22 protein-coding genes are annotated in these 23,697 nt (G+C 39.7%); all 22 read right to left on the reverse strand.

Annotated elements, in window-relative coordinates:
* Positions 1 to 65: 65 nt before the first annotated feature.
* The gene (locus tag ABXT70_RS09960; protein ID WP_443640342.1) at positions 66 to 1,124 is read right to left on the reverse strand and encodes a glycosyltransferase; all 1,059 of its coding nucleotides are present in this window, start codon (positions 1,122 to 1,124) and stop codon (positions 66 to 68) included.
* A 138-nt stretch (positions 1,125 to 1,262) separates the two neighbouring features.
* Positions 1,263 to 3,158: a DUF1420 family protein gene (locus tag ABXT70_RS09965; protein WP_443640343.1), complete on the reverse strand. Its 1,896-nt coding sequence runs from the start codon at positions 3,156 to 3,158 to the stop codon at positions 1,263 to 1,265.
* An 82-nt stretch (positions 3,159 to 3,240) separates the two neighbouring features.
* Complete coding sequence (locus tag ABXT70_RS09970; RefSeq protein WP_443640344.1) at positions 3,241 to 3,645, reverse strand: GtrA family protein; 405 nt, start codon at positions 3,643 to 3,645, stop codon at positions 3,241 to 3,243.
* Positions 3,646 to 4,611 (reverse strand): glycosyltransferase family 2 protein, encoded by a 966-nt coding sequence (locus tag ABXT70_RS09975; protein WP_443640345.1) that lies wholly within the window; start codon positions 4,609 to 4,611, stop codon positions 3,646 to 3,648.
* Positions 4,612 to 4,855: 244 nt separating this feature from the next.
* Positions 4,856 to 5,869 (reverse strand): lipid II:glycine glycyltransferase FemX, encoded by a 1,014-nt coding sequence (locus tag ABXT70_RS09980; RefSeq protein ID WP_443640346.1) that lies wholly within the window; start codon positions 5,867 to 5,869, stop codon positions 4,856 to 4,858.
* Between the two features lie 2 nt (positions 5,870 to 5,871).
* Positions 5,872 to 6,891 (reverse strand): hypothetical protein, encoded by a 1,020-nt coding sequence (locus ABXT70_RS09985; RefSeq protein ID WP_443640347.1) that lies wholly within the window; start codon positions 6,889 to 6,891, stop codon positions 5,872 to 5,874.
* Positions 6,892 to 7,573: 682 nt separating this feature from the next.
* Positions 7,574 to 8,446, reverse strand: coding sequence for a polysaccharide deacetylase family protein (locus ABXT70_RS09990; protein ID WP_443640348.1), 873 nt, complete (start codon positions 8,444 to 8,446; stop codon positions 7,574 to 7,576).
* Between the two features lie 107 nt (positions 8,447 to 8,553).
* Positions 8,554 to 9,654 (reverse strand): DegT/DnrJ/EryC1/StrS family aminotransferase, encoded by a 1,101-nt coding sequence (locus tag ABXT70_RS09995; protein ID WP_443640349.1) that lies wholly within the window; start codon positions 9,652 to 9,654, stop codon positions 8,554 to 8,556.
* A 41-nt stretch (positions 9,655 to 9,695) separates the two neighbouring features.
* On the reverse strand, positions 9,696 to 10,610 hold the full coding sequence (locus tag ABXT70_RS10000) for a glycosyltransferase family 2 protein (RefSeq protein WP_443640350.1): 915 nt from the start codon (positions 10,608 to 10,610) through the stop codon (positions 9,696 to 9,698).
* 1 nt (position 10,611) lies between these two features.
* The gene (locus ABXT70_RS10005; protein WP_443640351.1) at positions 10,612 to 11,568 is read right to left on the reverse strand and encodes an NAD-dependent epimerase/dehydratase family protein; all 957 of its coding nucleotides are present in this window, start codon (positions 11,566 to 11,568) and stop codon (positions 10,612 to 10,614) included.
* Positions 11,565 to 12,035: a dTDP-4-dehydrorhamnose 3,5-epimerase family protein gene (locus tag ABXT70_RS10010; RefSeq protein WP_443640352.1), complete on the reverse strand. Its 471-nt coding sequence runs from the start codon at positions 12,033 to 12,035 to the stop codon at positions 11,565 to 11,567. Before ABXT70_RS10010 ends, ABXT70_RS10005 begins: the two co-directional genes overlap by 4 nt.
* Positions 12,028 to 13,167 (reverse strand): CDP-glucose 4,6-dehydratase, encoded by a 1,140-nt coding sequence (gene rfbG, locus ABXT70_RS10015; RefSeq protein ID WP_443640353.1) that lies wholly within the window; start codon positions 13,165 to 13,167, stop codon positions 12,028 to 12,030. The genes ABXT70_RS10010 and rfbG overlap by 8 nt, the downstream gene beginning before the upstream one ends.
* Positions 13,125 to 13,901 carry a glucose-1-phosphate cytidylyltransferase gene (rfbF, locus tag ABXT70_RS10020; RefSeq protein ID WP_443640354.1) on the reverse strand — a complete coding sequence of 259 codons (777 nt, stop codon included), beginning with the start codon at positions 13,899 to 13,901 and terminating at the stop codon, positions 13,125 to 13,127. The genes rfbG and rfbF overlap by 43 nt, the downstream gene beginning before the upstream one ends.
* 80 nt (positions 13,902 to 13,981) lie before the next feature.
* Positions 13,982 to 15,946: a TIGR04326 family surface carbohydrate biosynthesis protein gene (locus tag ABXT70_RS10025; RefSeq protein WP_443640355.1), complete on the reverse strand. Its 1,965-nt coding sequence runs from the start codon at positions 15,944 to 15,946 to the stop codon at positions 13,982 to 13,984.
* On the reverse strand, positions 15,939 to 16,688 hold the full coding sequence (locus tag ABXT70_RS10030) for a 3-deoxy-manno-octulosonate cytidylyltransferase (protein ID WP_443640356.1): 750 nt from the start codon (positions 16,686 to 16,688) through the stop codon (positions 15,939 to 15,941). The genes ABXT70_RS10025 and ABXT70_RS10030 overlap by 8 nt, the downstream gene beginning before the upstream one ends.
* Before the next feature lie 45 nt (positions 16,689 to 16,733).
* Positions 16,734 to 17,474: an FkbM family methyltransferase gene (locus ABXT70_RS10035; protein ID WP_443640357.1), complete on the reverse strand. Its 741-nt coding sequence runs from the start codon at positions 17,472 to 17,474 to the stop codon at positions 16,734 to 16,736.
* Between the two features lies 1 nt (position 17,475).
* On the reverse strand, positions 17,476 to 18,246 hold the full coding sequence (locus tag ABXT70_RS10040; RefSeq protein WP_443640358.1) for an HpcH/HpaI aldolase family protein: 771 nt from the start codon (positions 18,244 to 18,246) through the stop codon (positions 17,476 to 17,478).
* Complete coding sequence (locus ABXT70_RS10045) at positions 18,243 to 18,881, reverse strand: HAD family hydrolase (RefSeq protein WP_443640359.1); 639 nt, start codon at positions 18,879 to 18,881, stop codon at positions 18,243 to 18,245. The genes ABXT70_RS10040 and ABXT70_RS10045 overlap by 4 nt, the downstream gene beginning before the upstream one ends.
* Before the next feature lie 2 nt (positions 18,882 to 18,883).
* Positions 18,884 to 19,735, reverse strand: coding sequence for an FkbM family methyltransferase (locus tag ABXT70_RS10050; RefSeq protein WP_443640360.1), 852 nt, complete (start codon positions 19,733 to 19,735; stop codon positions 18,884 to 18,886).
* Positions 19,707 to 20,627 (reverse strand): NAD-dependent epimerase/dehydratase family protein, encoded by a 921-nt coding sequence (locus ABXT70_RS10055; protein ID WP_443640361.1) that lies wholly within the window; start codon positions 20,625 to 20,627, stop codon positions 19,707 to 19,709. The genes ABXT70_RS10050 and ABXT70_RS10055 overlap by 29 nt, the downstream gene beginning before the upstream one ends.
* A 1-nt stretch (position 20,628) precedes the next feature.
* Positions 20,629 to 21,612, reverse strand: coding sequence for a phosphoglycerate dehydrogenase (locus ABXT70_RS10060; RefSeq protein WP_443640362.1), 984 nt, complete (start codon positions 21,610 to 21,612; stop codon positions 20,629 to 20,631).
* Positions 21,613 to 21,829: 217 nt separating this feature from the next.
* The gene (locus tag ABXT70_RS10065; protein WP_443640363.1) at positions 21,830 to 23,599 is read right to left on the reverse strand and encodes an LIC12162 family transferase; all 1,770 of its coding nucleotides are present in this window, start codon (positions 23,597 to 23,599) and stop codon (positions 21,830 to 21,832) included.
* Positions 23,600 to 23,697: the final 98 nt, after the last annotated feature.

Here is a 23,697-nt window from a genome sequence, read left to right on the forward strand (position 1 = left end):
ATTAACTAGAAAAGTTTCTATCTGTGGCATTTTTTTGTTCTACCAATTGCAAACATGTTAGCAAATTATCTACAATCGTCTAGTTCACTATCAATTAAATCTACAAGTTTATTCCAAACACCTGCACCCCCTTCAACGTCTTGAAAGGAATCGTGGTGGCCTGAGAAGCGCCTTAAGGCTCGGAGAATCGACAGGCTTGATTCTGGATCAAAGGTTTCGATGGGGCTACACACATCTCTTACAAAGTCTCGTTCAGAGGCAAGTATAGGAACATTTAACTGCTTTGCTTCGAGTAGCGGCAGACCAAAGGATTCGGCTGCAGACGGGAACACAAGTGCTTTACTATTTTGTAGAATTGTCAGTACTTCGTTATGAGTTATTTCACCCAGGGCCACAACGCGAACATTCCAATCTGAAGAGTTATTACTCGATATTATATAATCAAGTTGGCTCTGGGTGATAGTTAAGTATAAAAATTCAGAACTATCACTTTTAACGAACACAGACCATGCTTTTAAGAGATTCAGGTGATTTTTATGAGGGTGGAAAAATGATGGATAAAAAAATATTTGCTTTTCACCTTGCAACCAATCCTTGTTTTTACGGCGTGGTCCATGAAAATGTGAGCTAATAAATGGTAGCACAATTACTCTTGGTTTCGGCAAACTATAACGATCTGCAAAGTTTATGAGGGCAGAATTCATACTTTCAGTCTGAACGAAAAATAAATGTATAGCACCCCAACGTTTTTTTAACAAACATCTTTCAATATTTAGCCTTAATCTTGTTTTATATGAGTACTGAGCTAACGAAATATTAGACACAAGCAAAAGATTTTGTAAATATAAGATCTGGCGGCCGCGAACAGGAAGTAACGTAGGCGAGCCATGAAAAGCCAAAATAATTGTTTCCTGACTAGACTCAATATAAAGACTAAGCTCGGCGCGAAGGCGTCCAAAAAAACCAGCCTCAAACAGACTTATATTTGACTGAAGCTCGAGCCCACAAGTTTCAGCCAAAAACCATTTTGATACTAATTTAGAAGGTTGGCGTAAAAATAATTCTTTTAAAAGTACTAAACCACCACCACTTCTAACATTAGGAGCAAATATAAATAGCTTCATAAATCACATCCATTTCAAAAATATGACCAAAGAACATTAATAAAAAATACTTTCCAGGTCATACAATCCCCAATTATAAAACAAGGCCAAGAAACCTAAAGTTCATAAAGTATTTTAACCACTCCTGTCGAGTCTAATTTAATTGCTTTGTACACATCCTGGTAACCGCTCACTTTCAAATTCCATAATCCACGCTTCATAATACCCACCCTGATTAAATGGGTTTCTTGTTGCCGTATGACCGACACCGGGACCCGCCAATACTGCGCCATAACAGCCTGCCAAAGCACGATTATAGTTAATTGGACCTATAACTAGGATATGACTTACATGACTATCTCTTATGATGTTTAGATAGTACTCAGTTTCGGGGGCTTGCATATCAACGAACTTAACCCATTCCACACTAAGTGCTTTGCGCGGGACCAGTGCCATTGATCGGTGTTCGCTGAGTAGTACCGCATTTTCAGGTAGCACCTTATCTACCCACTGCATAACCTCATAACCATTTGCTGACCGATCCATAACTTCAGAACGCCAAGATGGTGATAATGCACCCGGAAATAGTGTAACAGCGCCGATCGAACAAGCCAAAACTGCAAGTACACTTTGACCCAGAACAGGCCAGCTGAATACTTTAACAAACCGTTTCGATAACTGCTTTTCTTGCATCGCTAACACAAGCAAGAGCCAAAAATATGGTTCCATATACATTCGCGCAGCTGGCGGGGCCAATAATACGTTAGCTATAATGATTATAATGGACGCAGCCACTCCTACCCACAAAACAAAATAGTGACCAGGCCTTAATCCCACAAACAGTAACCAACCCATGCCAAGAACTACTCCATATCCTCCAATGTGGGAAGGAATAAAAATAGATAATGGGAAAAACCACAAACTTGCACTGTCTGCATTGAACTGGGAGAAATTCACCATCGTCCTCGTACCGGGTAAATCGCCAGGAAGTGGGGAAATAAAGGCATCAATTAAGCTAGTATCAAAAGCAATCGCTTTCAAAGCTACTGGAGGAAGAAGAATTACGATTGCGATCAACAACCCGAGGCACAGGGCTGGCCTAAAATACCCCTGCTTAGTCATCACTACAAATGCCATTATACCAACGAGGCCCCCACCCAAAATGTAATTAAATTTAGCCTGAGTCGCAACCATCACCAGCACACATACCAGAGAATACTCTAACATTAGCTTGGCGCGAGTCGCATTTTGGCGATACAGTTGGAGAGAGAGCACAAACGCCAAAACTGTCATAGAAATGGGCCACATCTGTGGTTTTGGTGCACTTGTCAAAAAAAGCACTACTGGAGCAGATACTCCAGCTAGAGCTATCAGATAGCGTGATTCAAAAGGTTCTTGAAACACCTTTGAAATAGAATGGACAAAGAGCAGCGCACCCACAATGGCAAGTAAACTGGTGAACTGTAATAATGAGCCAAACTGTTCCGCGCCAATCGATAATGCCACAGCGTTAAGCACTTCACCATTGCCAGACAATCGATGATGAAACCATTCATGATGACCAAATAAGCCGCCATCATTCAATACTGCAATAGCTGAGCCTATGTGATTATCCAAAGCATCAGCACTTGTAACAGGTCCCAAAGAAGTGAGGCCCATTCCTATTAATATCATTGCTAATGTTGTTTTAATAATAGATTGATTTCGCAGTGCAGACCACATCTTTCTCCAGTTGCTTCGCATTATTTGTCGCTTAAATAAGCCATTAAAGAAATGAATACACCCCATTAACAAAAGTGCTATTGCCAAACCTTGCATGAGAACAAAATGAGTAAGTCCCAACAAGGCAAGTGGGTACAAAACCACTGCCAGGATCACTGATCCAATTATGGAAGATTGCCACCTCAGCCAATCTTTATGATTTAAGTGGTCACTGCTTACAAAACCAGACACTTTAAGAAACTGAAGGCCAACATAATCAAGACCAATTACCAAAAATACTGATGCCAGGACTGAAAAAGGTGGCACAGCGGCCAACTGATCTAAACTAAACATACAAAAAACCTGAGAGGAACGTGGAGAGAATGTAAATAGTGCAAGGGTATACAGATTTTTTGGTCAACTTTATGTCCTCAAATTACTTTGTGTAAACAACTTTCTTAGCCAAAACATAGTTAAAGCCCATTGCGACCACTGCACCAACTGCTAAAGCAATGAGCGGCTGGCTTCCGGTATAAGGAAACCAATAAATAACTAGAAAAAAGGTACCAAAATTTATGCCTGCACCTATAAGTTGTACAGTTAGATAATAGCCATACTGCTTAACTACTCGTGCTTTAGCCACACCCATTTTATTAAACGTCCACATTCGGTTAACGTACCACGTAATACTCACAGCACAAGCAAAGGAGACCGCACGCGCAGGAAAAAGAGACCAGTCCATCGCAATTAATAAAACAAGGCCTAAGCCATCCACGAAAAACCCAAAAGCACCTACCACAGCAAAACGAATAAACTGAAATTTTAGAATAGCATTAAGCACCTAATCAAGGTCTTGTTGGAAAGTTGAGGTATTAGTTCGGCTGAGCAAATGAAGTTCAAAACTGCGACGCCCTTGGAATGCTATGGAATCCAATATCAACCCAATAGCCCCAAATACTATGGAGGCAATAGCCAAACCTGTGGCAAGAATCGCCAAAGGCACATGAGAAATATATTTCATCCTTACCCATTCATCAATCACAGGATAGCCAGCCAATAGACCTAACAAAGCGAATACAAGAGCAGCGGTGCCAAAAAACACCAAGGGACGGTAGTGACGTAAAACATTAGCAATAGTACTCAGCACTCGAATTCCATCAGCCAACGTATTGAGCTTAGATACACTTCCTTCTGGTCGATCTTTATAATTAATTGGTAGCTCTACAATACGGAATTTTTTATCTAATGCATGAAGAACCATATCGGTTTCAATCTCAAATCCTGCAACTAAAATGGGATAGTTCTTTACAAAACTTCGATTAAATACCCGATATCCACTCATTATATCGTGGAGATCTGCTTTAAACAGCCTATTAACTAATGCGCCCACGAGACGATTGCCAAAACCATGTAATGGTCTCTTATTTTCTGCAGCATAATGCCCTGCACTATGGCGATCTCCCACAACCATGTCGGCCCGTCCAGCAACCACAGGCTCTATTAATTGATGAACCTGTTCTGCAGGATAAGTCATGTCGGCATCAGCGAGCACATAAATATCTGCCTGTACCTCACTAAATCCACAACGCACCGCATTGCCTTTACCTGGGCGGTCTTCCCTGAGAACGCCGCCTTTACAGTCTATGGAATAGAAAACGTCCTTCGCCATTTGTTCGGTTTTATCAGTAGATGCGTTATTTACAACCCATATTTGCGCGTCCGGCAACGCACGATGGAAATCAACAATCGTTTCCGATATTGTTAATTCTTCGTTATATGCTGGTAAAATAACCGCTATATTTGCCATTTTCATTTTTCCAATACGTTAGCTTAAAAATAGGTGCCACTCACCAACTACTAATAGGGCTGCCCGTTAAGATCCTTGTCAAACTCAGCAATACCGTTACGTGAAACACTCATTAAGCGTCAGGTATCAAAACGATAGCTATTACTCTATCTACGACGTAATACTCCACGTCACTTTAAAAAATTAGTATCTACTCATCTTATTTTATGGGTCGAGGAGATAGTTCCATTGCGATGTTTGATAACTAAAGCCATTTACGCCACTCGCCAACTAGTTGGTAAGGAGTAGCATTCAACCCTTGCTTAAAAACAGCAATACCTTTGGGCGTTGCCTCACTCAAGCCCCCGACGTCAAACCAGCGGCATCCATTTTGCTTAGCCTGAACAATCGCATGCCAATATAGTGCTGAATTAGCCTCTACTTCACGACCTTTTTCATTAGTCGAAACCATAAAGTCCAAGACTGTGTTTCCACTTCTAACGGTCACTCGGTAACCCACCTCCTTATTTGGCGCTTCTTCGCAAACTAGTTCGGCGACAAATAAATTGAAATCCCAATTAACTGATTTTTTTTTCGACATTTCTTCGATGAGTTTACTATTAATACCTACAAATTTATTTCGTTTCTGTAAGTCCCCATAGCTTTTCAAGACATGGGCCAATCTAGCATCCGTTAGCTCCAAATTTTTCACAATCACCCCAAGTTTAGGAGCCTTGAGTAAGGCTCTTTTCCACCTGCGATTTAGCTTACTGTGAAGTTCATTAATACTCAAACTCAAATCTATCAAACTAGAAGCCCAAGCTGGGTTCCCTTGTTTTCGAAACCCTAAGTCTTTTAAACCTAGTCGAACACATTCTGAATCACTTATCTCTGGTGCAATTTGAACAATCCACCATCGTTGTCGACGCGCTTCAGACATTAAAACATGAAGGGTATCAATCTTCAGTTGCACATCTTCGTTAACACTACCATTCAATAAAAGAGGGCCACGGTTAATACGAGCTATGCTACCTAAGAAAGTTAGAGATCTAGTAAGCACCTGCACCAAAGCAATAGGTAGATTATTTTCATTAAAGACTACTAATCTCTTTGGGGTCCAGCCACTCGACTGTTCCTTTGCGGCGCCATACTCCCAAGATTGAAGCAAATTGTTATGTGTGCAACGTTGCCAAAAACTAATCCATTCACTTTTAGATACTTGGCGAACATGCCAGACCTTTGTTCTTTCTTTGATCGATTTTTTACTGCTAATCAACAATTTTATCGCCCTCTAAGCAGTAATAATGATGCATAGATTCTACCTTTTAAAGAAATTGGATTTCGATATAAACTACATGCAACCTCGTTCGATGACATACTTCTTTTAAAAGAAGTGACTGACAACATATTTCCAGTTTGAACAAAACCATTCCCTAGAATAAAATATTCTGCTCCTGCAGATTTACTTTCTTCCATTGCTAAATACAAAAGTGCTTTATTTGAAAAATTATTTTTACCTTCGTCTGTACTGGAATTATAAACATAATTCCCCATAGCACCATGGACTGAATATATAACTCCACTTATCGGTTTTTTTGAGGCCTTATCTAAACAAACAATGAAATTGTAAAATTTCGAATTCAGAAGTTCCTCAAAGTATGAGTAGCTGAACATATTGATAGATAATTTTTGAGATTTATATCTGTCCAAATAAATAAAATGGTTAATTATATTTTTATTTTTTTGCTTTAAAATATCATTTTTTTGCAAATATTTGAGGCCTTTCTTTATTTCATATCTCGGAGTTTTTTTCAACTTGTTAATATATTCGCCAGCTAATTCCATATACATGATAGAGTTATTATTAACGTAAGAATATGGGGTGGGATTCGAAATAAAAGATGTCTCAGGTTTTTCAATAGCTCCAATCGCTGGATACATGAAATCAATAAAATCGATGCGGTGTTCTTTTGAAAAGTATTCCTGCACAATTTTTTTATATAAAAAGTCTTTGATTTTCCACAATTCATCTTGATTATTTGGTGCAATAAATAGTCCACCAAAATTAGCATCTAAGACCTTAATTAAACCTTTACTCTTTAAAAAAAAACCATTTGAGACGAATATTGCAACTGGTGTGTATCTATTTTCATCATATTTTTTATAGATAATTAAGTTGAAATCATTATTTCTTTCAATATTAAATTCATCATAGGCATTTAAATCTAGCCTAGGTTCTTGATCTGCAATTTCAAACCAATCGTTCCTAGATTCCTTTGAATATTTATTGAAATAATACATTTATAAAGACCTATTTAACTAGATAAGTTTGTGAATTGAATTCGAATCATGATCTTGATATAGTATTTCAAAGCCAGAATCCCTTAATGGTTTTTTATATAAATAATTTTCATAACAAACTATCAACCCAAAGTTTTTAAAGTTATCAATATTATTAGATATAAAATTCTCTAAAATAATATGATTAAATGGGTTATAAAGAAAAACGAAATTATATGCGTCTGGTAGCTTCCACTCAAGGGCATCAGCTAAAAAAATATCAATATTTTTATATTCCAGGTTAGATAGATTCTTATTTGCTATATCAATTAACTTGTTGGAAAAATATATTCTAATCATCATTTGAAAATTGAAGTATTTTTTGCATAAATACATTGTTTGCCTCTGCCGCACCCCACGTCAATAAAATACTTTGGTTTCTTCTCCATTTATAATACATGGCGTAACAAAGATTTGGAATAATGGCTCCCATACGCTTCGTAGGCTGTCACATATTTTTAGAAAAATCTGACTCAATTATCAGCTCAGTGCAGGGATAAGGCCATCAAAGTCAAGAGAGTATCCTTTTTTTAAGGAAAAAGTTTTCAATCACATAATATCTGCGTGACAGGGACTGAGTTTGAAGTTTAATCAGTTATTTTAGCCAAATTTTTAAATTTATTGTATAAAGCATTTATTCTTGTCATTTTAATTGATTCCTCTCTCCCCATGATTCATACTTTTTCATATTCATCAAATATAGTCTGTCCGCTCCACCCTCTAGAAGTGCTCCTAATAGATGAAGCGGATCAGTAGGAGATGAAGAGTCCCGCCTGATCGCCCAAGGCGGAGTTATTGGCAAATTATCACCCCGCAAACCCGTGTGTATGTATTTAAAACGACGTCTCGCTACAACTAAAGCTTCAGGCGTAAAACTGGATAAATCACCAAATGTGTAAGCAAAGTGTTCAATTTTTATTCCTAATTTTTGCTCCAAATAATCAGCACTACCAACGATTTCACGATTTAAGCCATCACTCAAAGTATCAGATAAACGAATATGATCGGCCGTATGAGCCCCAATACTGTGCCCCGTGTTATTAAGAAACTTAAGGTCATCAATTGACATGTTCTGTTTACTAAAAGGCACATCCTCTGGCCTAAGACCAGGATCAATATTTTGAGCAACAAACCTGCGCCAATCATCCTCAGTAGAAAGTTTAGCAAAGTTAGAAACAATAAAAAAAAGCGCCCTGATTTTTAGTGGGTTAAGAATTCTTTCTGCAACTCCCCTGTTTGATAAGAATCCATCATCAAAAGTAAGTAATAAGCTGTCGTGCTTCAGTGGGAGAACGCCATCTAATATCTCAGAAAATTGTTGTGGCGTAACGAACTGCCATGATTTAGCAAGCCAGCGCAGTTGAACATCGAAAGAAGCTTCGTGATGAGGTGCTATATCGTGGTAAAGCAACACTCTGAGTCTGGCAGAAGGTCTCCTCCCTAGTTTTATTAGAATGAGATTATAGATTTTGAGTGGTTGATAAACAGCCATCAATAAATAGTGTTTAAATGACACTTTTACACCAACATACTTTTTTCATCTAAGAAGTTTCCCACAAATTAGTAAATTTTATTAATTGAAATAAAAGGCATAAGGTCAACCAATCAACTTTTGCTTAACAGCTAAGCATGAGCCAACACTAATTTAATTATTTTTTTAATTTCATCTTTAGTAACGTCTTGATGGACAGGGAGTGTCACACTTTCCCTATACATCTTATTTTCAGTCCTCCAGACTGGATTATCAAAGACATCTTCCGGTAGAGTAGGAAACGTTGATGCTGATATACCATTATCCCTCAGCATATTGATAATTCTTTCAGATTCTTTGTGATAAAAGAAAAAAATCCAAGGGGCAATTTCTTCATTTTCAAGGTTTAATGGTTTGGGTATTTTAATTGACTTAACAGATGATAACTCTTTGAATAACATCTGATAGTTTTCTCGACGTTGAGCTACAACGTTATTGAGTTCTACGGTGTTGATTATTTTCTCTGACCATTTTCCAATAGTTTCTTGGCAATCAAAATAATAATAGTTTTTTGGCATTACTGGATAGTCGTCCTTATTTACATGCTTTGACTTAATCTTCCAAGACCTTCCCATTTTTTGAAAAAACCATTGCACTACCATCTTCAACACCCCTCTGTATTCTGAAGGATATGAATACAAAGTTTTAGGTAAAAAAAATTGCCCTTTTTTTAGAAATAAAACTCCCCCATTCGGGATTGGTAAAGCCTTACGCAGTCCAAAAATCCCAGCATCGCCCTGTGTACCGATTTTGCTTTTACCAATATTTTTAACAATACTATGTGCACAATCTTCAATTAGGAATATATTTTTATTGTGACAAAATCTCACCGTTTCTTCCTGAGATATTGAAAATCCAAAATAGTGAACTAATAATAAAAAATCATTTGGTTTAATATTCTCGGCTTCTAGTAAGGTAAAGTCGGGTTCTAAGTTATCAGTCACCTTATAATACTTACAATTAACTGAATATTCTTTTAAAATAATAACTACAGTGTCACAAATAAAGGCTGGTAACCAAATACTTGAAGGGTCAGAAATATTATTATTAATTCTTATTGATTCGATAGCCGTTATTAGTGCACCTCTAGCGAAACTAAAATACTTTAATTTTTCTTCTTTTTTATTTTTATTTGAAAAAATTGCTTTAAAAGCCACTATTGGATTTAGAGTTGCCGATGTATGTATAAACATTAAAATATATCCTAGTGGTATTGTAAAAATTAATTAATTAATTAAAAATTTTTAATTATTTTATTTATTAAAATTTTATTAACACTAATTTTTATGAAAAATTTTGGTGAACTGAAAAAAGCTAAGCTTAAATATTTTAAAGATTTGAAATACTTTTTATTTATAACTCGTTCTTTAAATTCTAAAATTAATAAACGTACTTTTATATCTTTCCAAAGCTTTTCTTTATTTGGTTCAAAACTCTGTATATTAAAGACATGATCTTTTAGAACATTAGATAAGTTATTTTTATGCTTACTGGTTTGCCCCGAAGCATTATGCGGGTGAACCATAGCTTCCCCCTGAACTTCTGCAATAAATTTGAATTGCGCTCCTGCTTTTGCTAAAAGCATCCAAAAGTCGTAGTCCTCGACAGTTACAAAATTAATATTTTCTCTAAATGAAATTTTATTTTCAATCATAAATTTGTGCCGAACCAAGGTAGCTGATGGAGATACTCTATTCCCTTCAGTTAACAAAACTTGATAAAAATTTGAGGCGTAAGGACCATATCTAAGAATTTGTTTTGCACCAGTCATTTCATTAACTTGCATTTCATCAGTACTGAACACATCTATTTCGTCATCTTGCCGAATATTTTTCACCACGGTCTCAAGTTTACTTGGGTACCAAGAGTCATCTGAATCTAAAAATGCAATCCAATCTCCTTTTGCCTCATTTAACCCCAAATTACGAGAGGCCCCAATTACACCATTGTTGTGTATTTTTAATAACTTTATTTTAGGATTATCAAAGCTTAGTACAATACTTTCTGTATTGTCAGCAGAGTGGTTGTCGATGACAATGGCTTCCCAATGTATATATGTCTGGTCGATAACTGAATTTAAGGCAAGAGCAAGATAATGCGCATGGTTATAAGTAGGGATTACAATTGATATTAGAGGTGCGTTCGTCATTTTATTGTGCTGTTATAAATGATTCGTGACACATACGTAAAATAGCATCAATCTCATCATCTGGGTTTCCGTTCAAAGTGAAGCCAGTGTTCAACAGCTTATCTATACAATAATCTAGCTTTACGCTTTTTTCACCTACAGTAGGCTCTAGGCGTATGATTTTTGGCGTGAAGCCAAGTACTTGAGTGCATCTCATTTGTATTAGTTGCACCATTTCAATTACCCGCATTGACTGCCCCATACCCACATTAAATATTCCATCACCCAGCCTAGCCCTCGGTAAGTGCCGCATATGATCAAGCACCCGAACCACGTCATGAAGCGTTATAAAATCTCGCTGCTGCAATCCAGATGATCGTAAAGTCATACTACGTAAAGTTACTGCTTGACGGCATAGGTCATTCATCAAAAGCGCCCATGCATTTACCGCTGAGTGAGCAGGCACACCAAAGCCGTTGGATAGCCTTAATACAATACTGTCCATATTTTCATTAGCGGCGGCCAACACCGCATCTTCCGCTGCACGATGACTGGTAGCGTATGGATGGAGGCCCTTGGGCAATGTAGATTCATTAATTTGGCCAATTAAACTAGGGCCATAAACGTGAGCTGTTGAAAAATAAATAACACGCTTTACGCCTACCACTTTGGCGGCTTGCATCAAGCGTACCGTATTAACTGCATTAGCCTCTAATGCGGCCAACGGATCACGCAAACAGTCAGAATCATTCATGCCCGCCAAATGCACTAGAGTGTCGATACCATCACAAGCCAATGTTAAACTTTGTGGAGAGCGCCAATCCATCGCCACAACCTGTGTGCTCGCTAGCCAGTATGGGTTTGCCTGCGATGTTCTGCTACCTAATGTAAGAGTAACATTGGAACATGCGGCCAGTGACTGCGCCACGCGCCCACCAACAAAACCCATACCACCCGTAACCAAAACACTATGTTTCATTTGTTCTGAATCTGCCAATCGTAAGGGATACTAGGATCAAAGACAGATTTACGTTCACTTTCAGTGGGATTATGCGGCAGATCAGCACAGTTAACCAGCAGTGCTGGTGTGTTACCGATGCACGAGAAGCCATACCAAAGCCCTTGTGGAATCTGCACTCGTAAATAGACATCTGGACGGCCAAGCTCCAGTATGTCTAGGTTCCCTTTAGTGCGCGACTCTGCCCGCTCATCATAAATCACCATACGTATTCGGCCAACTGGAACTGCGATATTTTGCGTTTTATTATGGTTCAACTTCCAAGCTTTAATAGCTCCAGGTAATACTTCAGAAAAATAACATTCACCAAACTGAATAAAGTCAAGGTCATCATTGCGTAACATGTGCAATACAGCACCGCGCTCATCAGCAAATTCATTTAATGCAACAGTTTTAACACCTTCGATCATGGTTAAATTGCTAATCACGATTCCACTCCGCTCCTCTGGCTTTTGCCAACTGACAATACTGCTCGATCTGCTCAACCGTATAACTATTCATGTCCTGCGTACCGTCATGCCAACTACGATACCAATCTACAGTATAGGCTACAGTCTCTGAAAACTGCATTATAGCTTTCCAGCCTAAATGAAGAAGTGCTTTATCGCATGAAAGTTTAAGTAGTTGTGCTTCATGACCACTATCCTCAAACCTGTGTGGAATTTGCCATTCGGCACCGGGCCACCTAATTGTCATAGCATCTAATAATTCAGCTACTGTCTGATTGACATTAGCATCAGGGCCAAAGTTGAACGATTCACCGTTAAGTCCATCAGCTTGTTGCATTAGTTTCGCACCCAACCACAAGTATCCACTTAGCGGCTCTAGGACGTGTTGCCATGGACGCGTCGCCTCTGGACTGCGTATTTCAACAGACTCACCTAAAGACCAAGCACGAAAGCAATCTGGCAAAATGCGGTCTTCTGCCCAATCACCACCGCCTATCACATTACCTCCACGAGTGATGGCAACATGAGTAGGTGTATGACGCAGATAACTGTGAAAATAAGATTGCGCCACAAGATCGGCACAACTTTTTGAGCCGCTATAAGGGTCATTACCACCAAGCACATCGGTTTCACGATAACCCCAGCACCATTCAACGTTGCGGTAAACTTTGTCACTAGTAATCAGTACAGCAGCACTAATCCAAGGTCTAGTGCGTACGCACTCAAGCAGGTTGACCATACCCATAGTGTTTGTTTCAAAGGTAGTAACTGGGTCTACGTAAGAGCGCCTTACCAGTGCTTGCGCTGCTAAATGAAACACTATATCGGGCTTAAATTCATCAATCACTTGCGCTAAGCGCGATATATCACGAATATCACCAACGTAGTGGTGTAGATGCTGTTCAAGACCCAACAACTCAAAATTAGATAGCGGGCTAGGTGTGTCAAGAGAAAATCCACCTACTTCCGCACCCAACTGCTTAAGCCACAAAGACAACCAAGAACCCTTAAAACCTGTGTGGCCAGTGACTAATACCCTCCGATCACGGTAAACATCGTTAAAGCAAATCATGTGTTCGACTCTTGCCACGGTGCCTTGCCAGTTCCCCATAAATCTTCTAACGCCTGCCTATCACGTATGGTATCCATACATTGCCAGTACCCAGGGTGGTGATAAGCCATCAATTGACCGGCTTGGGCCATTTTTTCCAATGGCTCACGTTCCAGCAAAGTAGCATCCCCTTCAATAAAATCAAAAACTTCTGGCTCAAACACAAAGAAACCACCATTAATCCATCCTTCTGCAGCTTGTGGCTTTTCGTGAAAATTAATAACCTGTCCACCGTTAACTGTCAACTCACCAAAGCGCACAACAGGCCGGACTGCGGTCACCGTAGCCAGGCGGCCATGGCTGCGATGAAACGCAAGTAGTGCAGAAATATCCACGTCAGCAACACCATCACCGTAAGTCAGCATGAATGTACCACCAGATTCTAACTGTAGCTTCAAACGCAATAAACGGCCACCTGTCATAGTATTAGCGCCAGTATCAATTAATGACACACGCCAATCTTCAGCAGTAGGGTTATTATAATCTACCTGACCACTCTTAAGGTGTATTGTTAAATCACTCATACGCGGATGATAATTAAGGAAGTAATCTTTAATGAACTCACCCTTGTAACCGAGCGCTAGCACAAAGTCATTCATACCAAAGCGTTCATAGATTTTCATAATATGCCAAAGTATGGGCCGACCACCCACTTCTACCATAGGTTTAGGACGAAGCTGGGTTTCTTCGGCAAGGCGGGTGCCTAGGCCACCACAGAGAATAACTGTTTTCATATTGCGTCTCAATTGAGTATATATTTTAGCTACCAACCTAGAGTAGCTAGCATAGGTTCAAACCTAGTGGTTGTTCTGTATTAATTAGAGTTCCTTAATTTAATAGGATTGTCAGTGTCTAATAAATCTCGCCAACGCGGTAGCGTAGCATCTAGAAAGAAAAAATCATCAACGCCAGTTGCTTGCACAAGTGAAATGAAGTCTAACATTAGAGCATTTGCTAATTCATCTGGTGTACTAATAAATACCACCCCAGCACAGCCACGTAGAGGGCTTAAGTTCAGTTTACTAAGATTAAGTACTGAAATGATCGCTACACCCGCAAAATAAGCATCAACCGCTGCTGATGTTATGCCACTCGAATAAGCGATATCACAATCATCAAGCAGTATTGAGAGAGGCTCATCGCTGAATCTCATACCAAGTTGATGATAATGACCCGGATTCACAGGACAAGCAGGATGTGGTTTTATAATAAAGACCGTATCTTTTGGTAGAGTTTTAGCAGCCTGCTCTAGTAAACCCATCTGCAATTGCATATCTTCTAACAAATGGTCACCCATAACTAACACTTTTAGGGGGGCCTCTGACCGGCGCTGAGTTTTAGGTGTTTCATTTCTATAATCAGCTAAATATAAATATCGCAATGCCTCAACCTCACACAATTTAGCTGTTGGATATTCACCACCTAAATAAGCGGACATAGACGCCGATCCATTTACAGCTACTTGGTCTGGCATAGGGAGGTTATTCTTAAGTTTTCGATCATAACTGCGTGAATCAAAAAAGTAGCGCAAGTCCCAAAAACGTACAGATGAGTGCGGGGCCCCAATTAAATTACCATGCCCAGCAGCCTGCCATGCATTGATTAAGGAAGACTCCCATCCTTGATTTTCCTGTAAATAAACACCCACACACTGCGCTGGTAGAGTTCCAAGTGCTACTTCGTACAAATTAAGATTAAGCAGATTAATTAATGCACCAACACCAATAAACGATTGCTGCCAGTCATCCGCAAATAACGGCCAAAAATCAATAGTGTTACTAGTATTACTAACTGGGATATATTTATATTTTTGCGCTACACGAAGCACGAAACGCCAATCTTGTATAGCCTTAAAAACCACACGCCACCCCAAAAACGTATCTAACGTCACATGCACTTGCGTGGGTTTCCCTGTCACATTAAATTCGCGAATCACTTTAGCAGCTTTCCTAGCGCTTTTGATCGGCGAGTCTTGAACATACATATGCAGCCAATTAGTTTGGCAATTGTCGTGTTGTAAAGCATCTGGAAGATGTCCCCAATAACGGCTTTCAAATCTGCCCATCTTGAGTGCATCAGGAGCCAAATTAAATAAGTAAGAAAAAAAAGTTACCCTCCCTTTTGATTGATTCCATTGATGAAGGCCTACCCCTTTCAAAGGCCAGCGCTTTCCCAAATAGTTAATCAACCAGATAAGCGCCTTCAGATTACAAGGCACCTTTTGATAAATACGCCTAGCCCAAGATACTTGCTCTGCTTGATCTGTGCCAGGTACGGCGGAGATCTTTAATTGTTCTATTTTGGCAGGCAAAGCCTGCCATTCAAAAGCAAGTCCCTTATTCACACACCAAGTATCGACACACTGGGCAAGCAAAACATTAGCAGACACTAACTTAACACGCGAAAGCGTTTGCCCTACCAACCACTCTTCTAAAGCCATCAATTTAATAGCATTGTCAATCTGTGGTGATTTGGCATAATTACACTTCTCAACCAACAGCGTCATCCACCAGTAGCTAAACCCAGGTCGAATCTCTAAATGATCAACGAACCGACTACCTAGTATTTTAGTCTCACCTAATGCATAAACCCATGCCAAGTAGCGTTTCCTAAGACTCTCAGAGTTTTCTTCCACTAACGCAGGAATAGATACGGTATTAGATGAACCTCCATCATTAAAACTGCACCAAAGCGCCACTTGGCCATTCGTTATTTTAGGTAGCGCTTGGTTGTCCCAGATGAGCAAATAATGTGACTCATTATTGCTTTGATTAGACATTCATGTCCTGCATTAAGAGTTCCACCCTCTTCAAGTCATCGGGTGTGTCAACAGCCTGACTATTATGTTTAGTAGGCGTCATCCGCACTTTCATTCCGTGTTCGAGTATTCTCATCATATCCACACACTCAGCTATCTCCAAAGGAGTTGGCGCAAGGCGAGTATATTCAAGAAGATAATCGCGGCGGAAAGGTATAATACATACCTGCTTTCCCATTGGTATATGATCTGTTTTACTAGGAGTCGGGATTGGCTCCCGAGAGAAATACATCGCATTACTATTAAGGTCACAAACCACCTTAATACAGTTTCTATCTTCAAACTCCGTCAGATTCACAATCTTACCCAGCAAATTGACCACTCGTATAGTAGAGTCATCCAACATTGGCTGCACGGCTTCAGCAATCATATCTGGGTGAGTCATTGGCTCATCACCCTGCACCATTACTACAATATCATAGCGCGTGTTATTTGCTTTCTCCAGTTTAAGCAAAGCTTCAGCACAACGATCAGATGCTCGCTCATAAGTATCTTTTGTCATTACTGCAGCACCGCCTATCGATTCGACATAGTCAAATATCTCCCTGTCACAGGTTGCCACCGCAGTCAAAGCCAATAAAGGTGACCTGGCTACTCGTTCATAAACATGGCCTATCATTGGCTTACCAAGAATCTTAGCCATTGGTTTGCCAGGAAAACGACTACTACCCATGCGGGCAGGAATAAGTGCTAATATATTCATATAAAATACTCATCAAAAATTACTTTTAGCCAGATTGCTTTTTCATTAATCGCTTTTCTTTAGATTCGTGTTTATATAAATCACTTCAACCCAATCAGTGCGACCATTCATTGGGTTATTTGATATTTCACTAATAGTAAAAAGTCGAAACCCAAGTGGGTAAATGATTTGTTCTACATCCATGAAATTTGTCTGAATGTCGTAATAGTCAAAAAAAGAAATCTCCAGTATTAAAACCTTTGTTTTCTTTAGTGCATTAGCTCCTCCCTTTAGAACAGAGCACTCAGCACCCTGCACATCAATTTTCAGCAAATCAATAACATCGATATTATTTGCATCTGTAAATGTATCCAATCGCACCGTTGGCACAGAAATTTCATGATTGAAGCCTTCAAAAAATGATAAGTCACCACTTTCAATTGCTTTCGCAATGCTAATTGAATCCTTACTATCAGTGTTCACTTTATGCAAACTGTTGGTATGAGAAATACTATTTCTATAAAAACATGCCGTACCATCGATATCAGACAATGCAATGTTAAAACATTGGGACTTTTCAGTTACTGAAGATGTGAGTACTGAGAATGAATCTGGATCGGGCTCAAATGAATGAATGAATGAATTTGGGAAAACCTTCTTTAAAAATGTAACGCTTTCCCCAAAATGCGCACCAACATCAAAGATAATTGGCTGAGAGGCTTTGACTAATTCTTGAATTATTTTTTCACGGTTAAATTTTTCTTGGAATTTTTTGTTACGTGAATAGGATTCGCCTACATTTTCCATTCTAATAGTCCTTCGAAAGAGGTGATACGCATGATGCATTTAAAAATACCGAATCAATTGAGTACGCCAAAAAGCGATATCCCTCATCGATTCTTTGCCACAACTCTTTTTCAGACGGTTGAACCACGTGTACGCCACAGGCTATAGCTTTACTGGTACAAAGTTCTCTAATTCGAGTCATTATCTTTTGAAAATCGGGGTGATCAAATTGACCTACCATACCCATCGAGGCTGAAAGATCATAAGGGCCTATTAAAATAGCATCCAAACCTTCAACTTCGAGTATTTTTTCCAAGTTTTCTACAGCATGAAAATGCTCAATCATGGCCACTAACAGCGGCACTTGCGCCTCTTCACGATAAGCTTCAAAGTTCTTACCAAACAAATTCGCCCGAGAGAACCCAACACCTCTCGTGCCAGCGGGTGGCCAACGACACGCATCGCGAACTGCTAACAACTGATCGGCACTGTCAACCATTGGAACAATCACGCCACCGGCCCCCGCATCCAGCGCCTGTTTGCAATCTTTAGGGTGCCCATGGGAAAGCCTAACAAGTGGCAGTGTCTCACCTAGCTCTAAAGCACGAAATAAATCTGGAAGTTGATGTGCACCGATAGCGCCATGTTCCATATCTACCGCCACCCAATCATAGCCTGCTTGCCCCATAATCTCAGCAACTGAGGCATGAGGTATCTGCATCCAACTGCCTATAGATTGCCCACCACCTTGCAGGCACTCTCGAATTTTCTTTATAACGACTAGTCTGTTCATTGTAAATCCAGATTATTAAATGCAGCACCCTCATGTCGGGCTTGTAAATGATGGTTAATAGCCGTTCTGCGTAGCACAAAAGCAACATGATTAGCCAGAGCAGCTTTGTAATCACCCTCAGCATCACCGAGCATAATAGCATCACTAGGTGAAATTTTTAATTGCTGTAAAGCGTCGTTAATGGCAATGGTTTTTCCAGTGGGTGCACCATAGCATTTACAAAAACAGTGTGCGATATTCAGTGCTGCAAGGATGTGCTCAATTTCCCGTTGTGGGGTAGCAGTAACCAACACAAAATACTGCTTTTTACAATGTGCCAACAGATATTCATAAACACCGGGCACCCAGGGTGAATTAATAACAGCCTGAACCACCAACTGTGAAAAGTACTCACAAAGCTCTGCTACTTTTTCTGCAGTCACTGGTTCGCCAGCCCATGCCAAGTAAAGTGGGATTTTATCAAAGCGGGAAACACCGCTGTGAGCCTCATGGTGTTGCTTAACGCGATCATAAATTTCTTTACCGTATGGGCGAAATAATTCAACATAGGCTGTTGTCTTGACTTCGACTGAGTCTTTTATAACACCATCAAAGTCCCAAAAGACTATTTTCGATGCCTCAAGCAGAGTGATCATAACTATTTTCTAGTCCATATTTGATTCCAAACATGCCCACCACCCATTGCATCCAGACTGTCAAACATTTCTGAATGTCGCTTTTCCTGTAATACAAGCCCAGCCAAAGTAAGAAGCTGTTGGCATAAATCTGCTTGCTCGTGGAAATCATCATTAACCTCAATTAGCAATCCATTAACCTTTTTTAATACCTCGAACCCACCTTTTAAAATCAAATGCTCAATTCCATCAACGTCAATTTTAATATAGTGAGGCAATGGAATATTTAGAATTTTATTTGCAGCATCCATAGAGATGCCCAAAGTCTGAAACTCAAAAACCTTCTGCATTTTTTTTCCATCCCAACCATAATCCTTGCCAAAGGTTGAAAGCGCACCACCCCATTCCACACTCGTCATATTAAGAGTGCTACGACACAAATCTTCGCACAACGGTAACGGAACAATGATCACTTTATCAGTCAAATTATTCAAAAAAACATTCCTGGCTAATAATTCCAAATTAAATACAGATGGATCAAATGCAAAAACCTCACACTCCCTTGCTTTCGCTGCATAGCATGAATAAAGACCAATGTTTGCACCAATATCCCAAACTACCGATCCCTTCGGAATGCCATCAATCCACTCCAGCGTCTCCGGTTCCTTGGTAGAAAAAGTGTTAATGCGGAAATAGTTAAGACTGTTCGGCATGGCAAAAGTCAAATCTAATCCCTGATGTCGAACCTTCCAGGTTCTGCTCATTACAGAGTTTAAAACCTGATCAAGAAAATAACGTCCAATCACCGTTGTAACAATGCTATTTACCAGTAAGCTACTGATGGATTTAAGAAACGTCTTTATCACTTTTTTCATCTTTTTGAGCCTTTTGAAAATCATTTACAGCGGAAGACACCTCATCAATTAACTGTAGCAACCCCTGCCCCAAATCCACATGCAAAGGAGGAGTATATTTGCGGCCCAAGCTAGCTTGATAGGCATATGGGGTTCGAACGTAGTGCCCAACATAGTCTGTTTCGATAAATTCAACCGCCTGTGACATCCCCAGTATTTCTGCCAATATCTTAAGCAAGTCCATTACTCGCATTGGTTCTTGCCCTGTTAAAACGACATGTTGGTTGCGGAATTCCTCGCCAAGGGCGACTACACTTGCTCGTGCAGCATCTTCGACATGGATATATTCACGCAGAGCTTCAGGACTACCTTCGTAACTAACTCGCCCAGTGTCCAATGCTTTTTTGACTATGCGCCACAGACCGTTGTGCCAATCAGAACGTGGCCCATAGAGGGAACCATAGCGTAGCACAGTGTAATCTAAGTCATAACGGCGTTGATATTCTTCAACAAACTGTTCAGACGCGTGTTTACTGCAACGATAGAAACCGCCTTCACGACTATGCACATAGACCGTGCTCGCATAAACATAGCGCTTGACCTCATGGTGGCGACAAGCTTCAAGCACCATTGCATTGCCTAAGATATTCACTTTGACTGTTTCTATTGGTTTGTCAATCGCTTCGTTCAGATCAGCTATTGCAGCAAAATTGAAAACTGCTTCGCAGCCTTCAATTGCTTGACTCAATGCAGTTTCGTCAAGAATATCTGCCAAAATCATTGTTTGATCTGAACGCATCCAAGGAGAAATAGTACGATCATAAATAAGTACTTTGTAACCAGCCTCTGTTAGCTGATCGCAAACGTGCGAGCCCAGAAAACCAGAACCGCCAATCACACAGATTTTTTTCATATCAAAGCCCCTGTCTTTGTACATCATATTCTTCGTGAGGAACCCCGCCTTGCAAAGCCTGCCCAGTCAAAAAGCGCACCGCCTCTTGGGTAGCTTCTATTTCCATACGCGTACGACAATCAACAGTCATAGAACCCATATGAGATGTAAGTATGCATCGATCGATCTGAGCAAGCGCACCAGTGTATGGTTCCTGCTCAAACACATCTATTGCCGCACCACTCAAATGCCCCCCATTCATAACCTCCACAAGATCAAGTTCATTGATAATACCTCCACGCGAGGTATTAATGATCATTGCATCGGACTTCATTTGCATAAGATGCTCTCTGCGTATCATGTTCTTAGTAGAAGCTGTTAACGGTACATGCAGACTTATAACATCCGCATGATGGTAGATTTCTTCTTTACCAACCCATTCAATTTTTAGCTCAGGTACTAATTTCATGTCTGGATGCAAATCGTTAACTAAAATACGTGGGCTTCCAAAACCAGCAAGTCGACGTAATACCCGCCCGCCTATTCGTCCTGTGCCAATAATGCCAATAGTCACCTCAGGGATGCGCCTTCCTAAATGACGCTGCCATTCACCACGATGTAATTGTGCATTAGATACATGCGTCATTCTTAATAAAGAAAGCATAAGCCCTATAGTTAATTCAGCCACCGCTGGTGCTGGAGCATCTGGCGTGTAGCTTACTTGAATTCCACGCCTCTTGGCGGCTAAAAGGTCTACACCATCCAGCCCAATACCTACGCGAGAAATGAATTTAAGGTTTTTTGCACAGCCCATTACCTTATCACTAATTATTTCTGTTCCTGCAATCAGCGCATCAAAATCAGTGACCATTTCCGCCAATTCTTCTTCTTTTAATTTACGGCCTAGCGGGTTAATTAAATACTCAATACCTGCGTTTTCAAGCTGCTCTATTGGCAGACGGTTTCTGTCACCAAAAGGCACTGTTGTAATAAGCACTTTGGGCATATCTACTCCAAAAATATTTGACTATAGCCAATGTTATTAATTAAAAATTATAGATGTTGCCTTAACATCTTGAAAACTTCAGCAACGTAAAATGACCTTCCATCGCCATACCTATATTTTAGTGTCCGCATGTAAAAACGCTAATACGTCAATTCATCCAAACTTGCATAGGTTGAAAAAATAAAGGTTTTCTGGACGAATCATTGGCATTAGTTAGCTAGATTTTGTTGTTTTTAGAAGTTGATGCCGTTTCACACAAAGCATTTTGAATACTAGTTAGCATATTTTTAGGGGCATTACAGTATTGCACTGTAAAACGTGCCAAAACTTCTTGCACAGGAAGGCTCAACCACCATCCATCTACATCATCCCAAACTTTATTCACATGTCTGGCAGCAGATTCAGGCGTTTCATGAAAAATACCAACAGACTTTAAGTCAGCAAAATATGGAATTGCAGAAGGTCGCAAAGTACTCAATTTAGTGTCCCAAAATAGAACTGTAGGTATATTTGCAGCAAATGTCTCTAGATAGCCTGTAGAGTTATACGTATAAACTGCCAACCTAGCGTCTCGTAATAAACCCTTCATAGTTCTAGAACCAAGGTCTAGCTGGATATTTGGGAATCGATTTCGCCATTGACTAGCCTGCCCCCAACCATTGTCACGATCATGAAGCCGAACTAAAAGGCTGCTCCTAGTTACGTCCGCAAGATTGGATGCAAAGGTTAGGCAATTGCTGATAAAATTTTTAGACATTACCATCGTGTCGCTGGTAAGGAGATACGTTTGTTTAGGTTTCGTAAGACTTACAAATAAAAGTCTTTTTTTTGTATTAGACGAAAAATTCCTAATTTTTTGCCTTTTAAGCATACCGATAGCTCTAACTTTTTGGCAAAATGAATCAGACCACCCCCATGTCAAATATCGATCAGATATGGCCACTTCATGTTTTTCAGCCCACGAAAACCTACAGACTCCATACAGACCGCCATGCTGCCCGTAGACAAGCGGAGCTCCATTCACTGTCTTTTCCGCGACATAGGCCATGGTTACCGTATCATACCAAAGTGCATTTGAAGTAAAAATCACCTTCGGCCTTTTTGGCCAAGATAACAGATCAGTTTGTACTTTTAACTGTTTGTATCCTTCTAGAAAAATTGTTGGAATTTGCTTAGGGATCATCGCAAGTGCAAATTCCTCAAACTTACTACTTTCTGGTATTGTCAGTTTCCAATCACGTTGATTCACATCAACTACTGCCCAAACGGGACTTGTTGATTTCCACATTTGTGGAAACTGCCCTAAACGCAATGAAAGTCTTGCCACATCAACAGTTGGTAGATATGTACTTTTCAAAAACGCATCGTTCTCTTTAACTAAATAATTTGTAAAATGTGAATAGATATTAGAAATTTTTGATCTGAATTTTCCCCGTGAAGATACCTTCTCATTTGAATGGTTCAACACCTTTTTACTACAAAAAATAGTAGGGAACTCCTCTAGAATAGATGAATAAATATAATGATTCCAATCGCAACCCTGCATAATCTCAACAAAGTGCCCCATATCATTTGGCACTAATGTGCTGTCCTTAAACTCTATTACAGTGCTAGTTAATACTTCAAAATGACTCACTGCAACTGTTACACTTGACCACCTATCAAAAAGTATCTGTATAAACATGGCAAGCCACGGGCCTACTAATATACGCCAATAACGTACTTCTTTATTAACACTATGTACTTGATTAAGCTTTTCAGCTAGCAGAATTAGCAACACTTCATAAAGACCATCTAAATAGAGATAGTCTGAATACAGTTTATCTTTATCTATCCACTGGTGCTGTAAAACTTCTGCATCCATTTCACCCCAAATCGCCCTTTTATCATACAGTCGACACCATTCACCAGTAAAAAGAACTGGTCGATCAAACTTCCAAGTACGTTCATCTTCAGTGGTAATTAAATGTCTTATCTCTTTTGCCATTTATTTTATTTCCAATTAACTCGCGCTTACTGTTTGCTAATCTACTATTAATAACTTAGTTAGAAATAGAAATTTAGGCAACGACCGATTTAATTATT

The organism is Candidatus Njordibacter sp. Uisw_039 (genome assembly GCF_047730075.1).
Lineage (GTDB): Bacteria > Pseudomonadota > Gammaproteobacteria > Pseudomonadales > Balneatricaceae > Njordibacter.

Excerpts from the sequence above, each read along its gene's own strand:
- ABXT70_RS09960 (WP_443640342.1), bottom strand. The coding sequence starts at position 1,124 with ATGAAGCTATTTATATTTGCTCCTAATGTTAGAAGTGGTGGTGGTTTA.
- ABXT70_RS09965 (WP_443640343.1), bottom strand. The coding sequence starts at position 3,158 with ATGTTTAGTTTAGATCAGTTGGCCGCTGTGCCACCTTTTTCAGTCCTG.
- ABXT70_RS09975 (WP_443640345.1), bottom strand. The coding sequence starts at position 4,611 with ATGGCAAATATAGCGGTTATTTTACCAGCATATAACGAAGAATTAACA.
- ABXT70_RS09985 (WP_443640347.1), bottom strand. The coding sequence starts at position 6,891 with ATGTATTATTTCAATAAATATTCAAAGGAATCTAGGAACGATTGGTTT.
- ABXT70_RS09995 (WP_443640349.1), bottom strand. The coding sequence starts at position 9,654 with ATGTTTATACATACATCGGCAACTCTAAATCCAATAGTGGCTTTTAAA.
- ABXT70_RS10000 (WP_443640350.1), bottom strand. The coding sequence starts at position 10,610 with ATGACGAACGCACCTCTAATATCAATTGTAATCCCTACTTATAACCAT.
- ABXT70_RS10005 (WP_443640351.1), bottom strand. The coding sequence starts at position 11,568 with ATGAAACATAGTGTTTTGGTTACGGGTGGTATGGGTTTTGTTGGTGGG.
- rfbG (WP_443640353.1), bottom strand. The coding sequence starts at position 13,167 with ATGGGGAACTGGCAAGGCACCGTGGCAAGAGTCGAACACATGATTTGC.
- rfbF (WP_443640354.1), bottom strand. The coding sequence starts at position 13,901 with ATGAAAACAGTTATTCTCTGTGGTGGCCTAGGCACCCGCCTTGCCGAA.
- ABXT70_RS10025 (WP_443640355.1), bottom strand. The coding sequence starts at position 15,946 with ATGTCTAATCAAAGCAATAATGAGTCACATTATTTGCTCATCTGGGAC.
- ABXT70_RS10030 (WP_443640356.1), bottom strand. The coding sequence starts at position 16,688 with ATGAATATATTAGCACTTATTCCTGCCCGCATGGGTAGTAGTCGTTTT.
- ABXT70_RS10035 (WP_443640357.1), bottom strand. The coding sequence starts at position 17,474 with ATGGAAAATGTAGGCGAATCCTATTCACGTAACAAAAAATTCCAAGAA.
- ABXT70_RS10040 (WP_443640358.1), bottom strand. The coding sequence starts at position 18,246 with ATGAACAGACTAGTCGTTATAAAGAAAATTCGAGAGTGCCTGCAAGGT.
- ABXT70_RS10045 (WP_443640359.1), bottom strand. The coding sequence starts at position 18,881 with ATGATCACTCTGCTTGAGGCATCGAAAATAGTCTTTTGGGACTTTGAT.
- ABXT70_RS10050 (WP_443640360.1), bottom strand. The coding sequence starts at position 19,735 with ATGAAAAAAGTGATAAAGACGTTTCTTAAATCCATCAGTAGCTTACTG.
- ABXT70_RS10055 (WP_443640361.1), bottom strand. The coding sequence starts at position 20,627 with ATGAAAAAAATCTGTGTGATTGGCGGTTCTGGTTTTCTGGGCTCGCAC.
- ABXT70_RS10060 (WP_443640362.1), bottom strand. The coding sequence starts at position 21,612 with ATGCCCAAAGTGCTTATTACAACAGTGCCTTTTGGTGACAGAAACCGT.
- ABXT70_RS10065 (WP_443640363.1), bottom strand. The coding sequence starts at position 23,599 with ATGGCAAAAGAGATAAGACATTTAATTACCACTGAAGATGAACGTACT.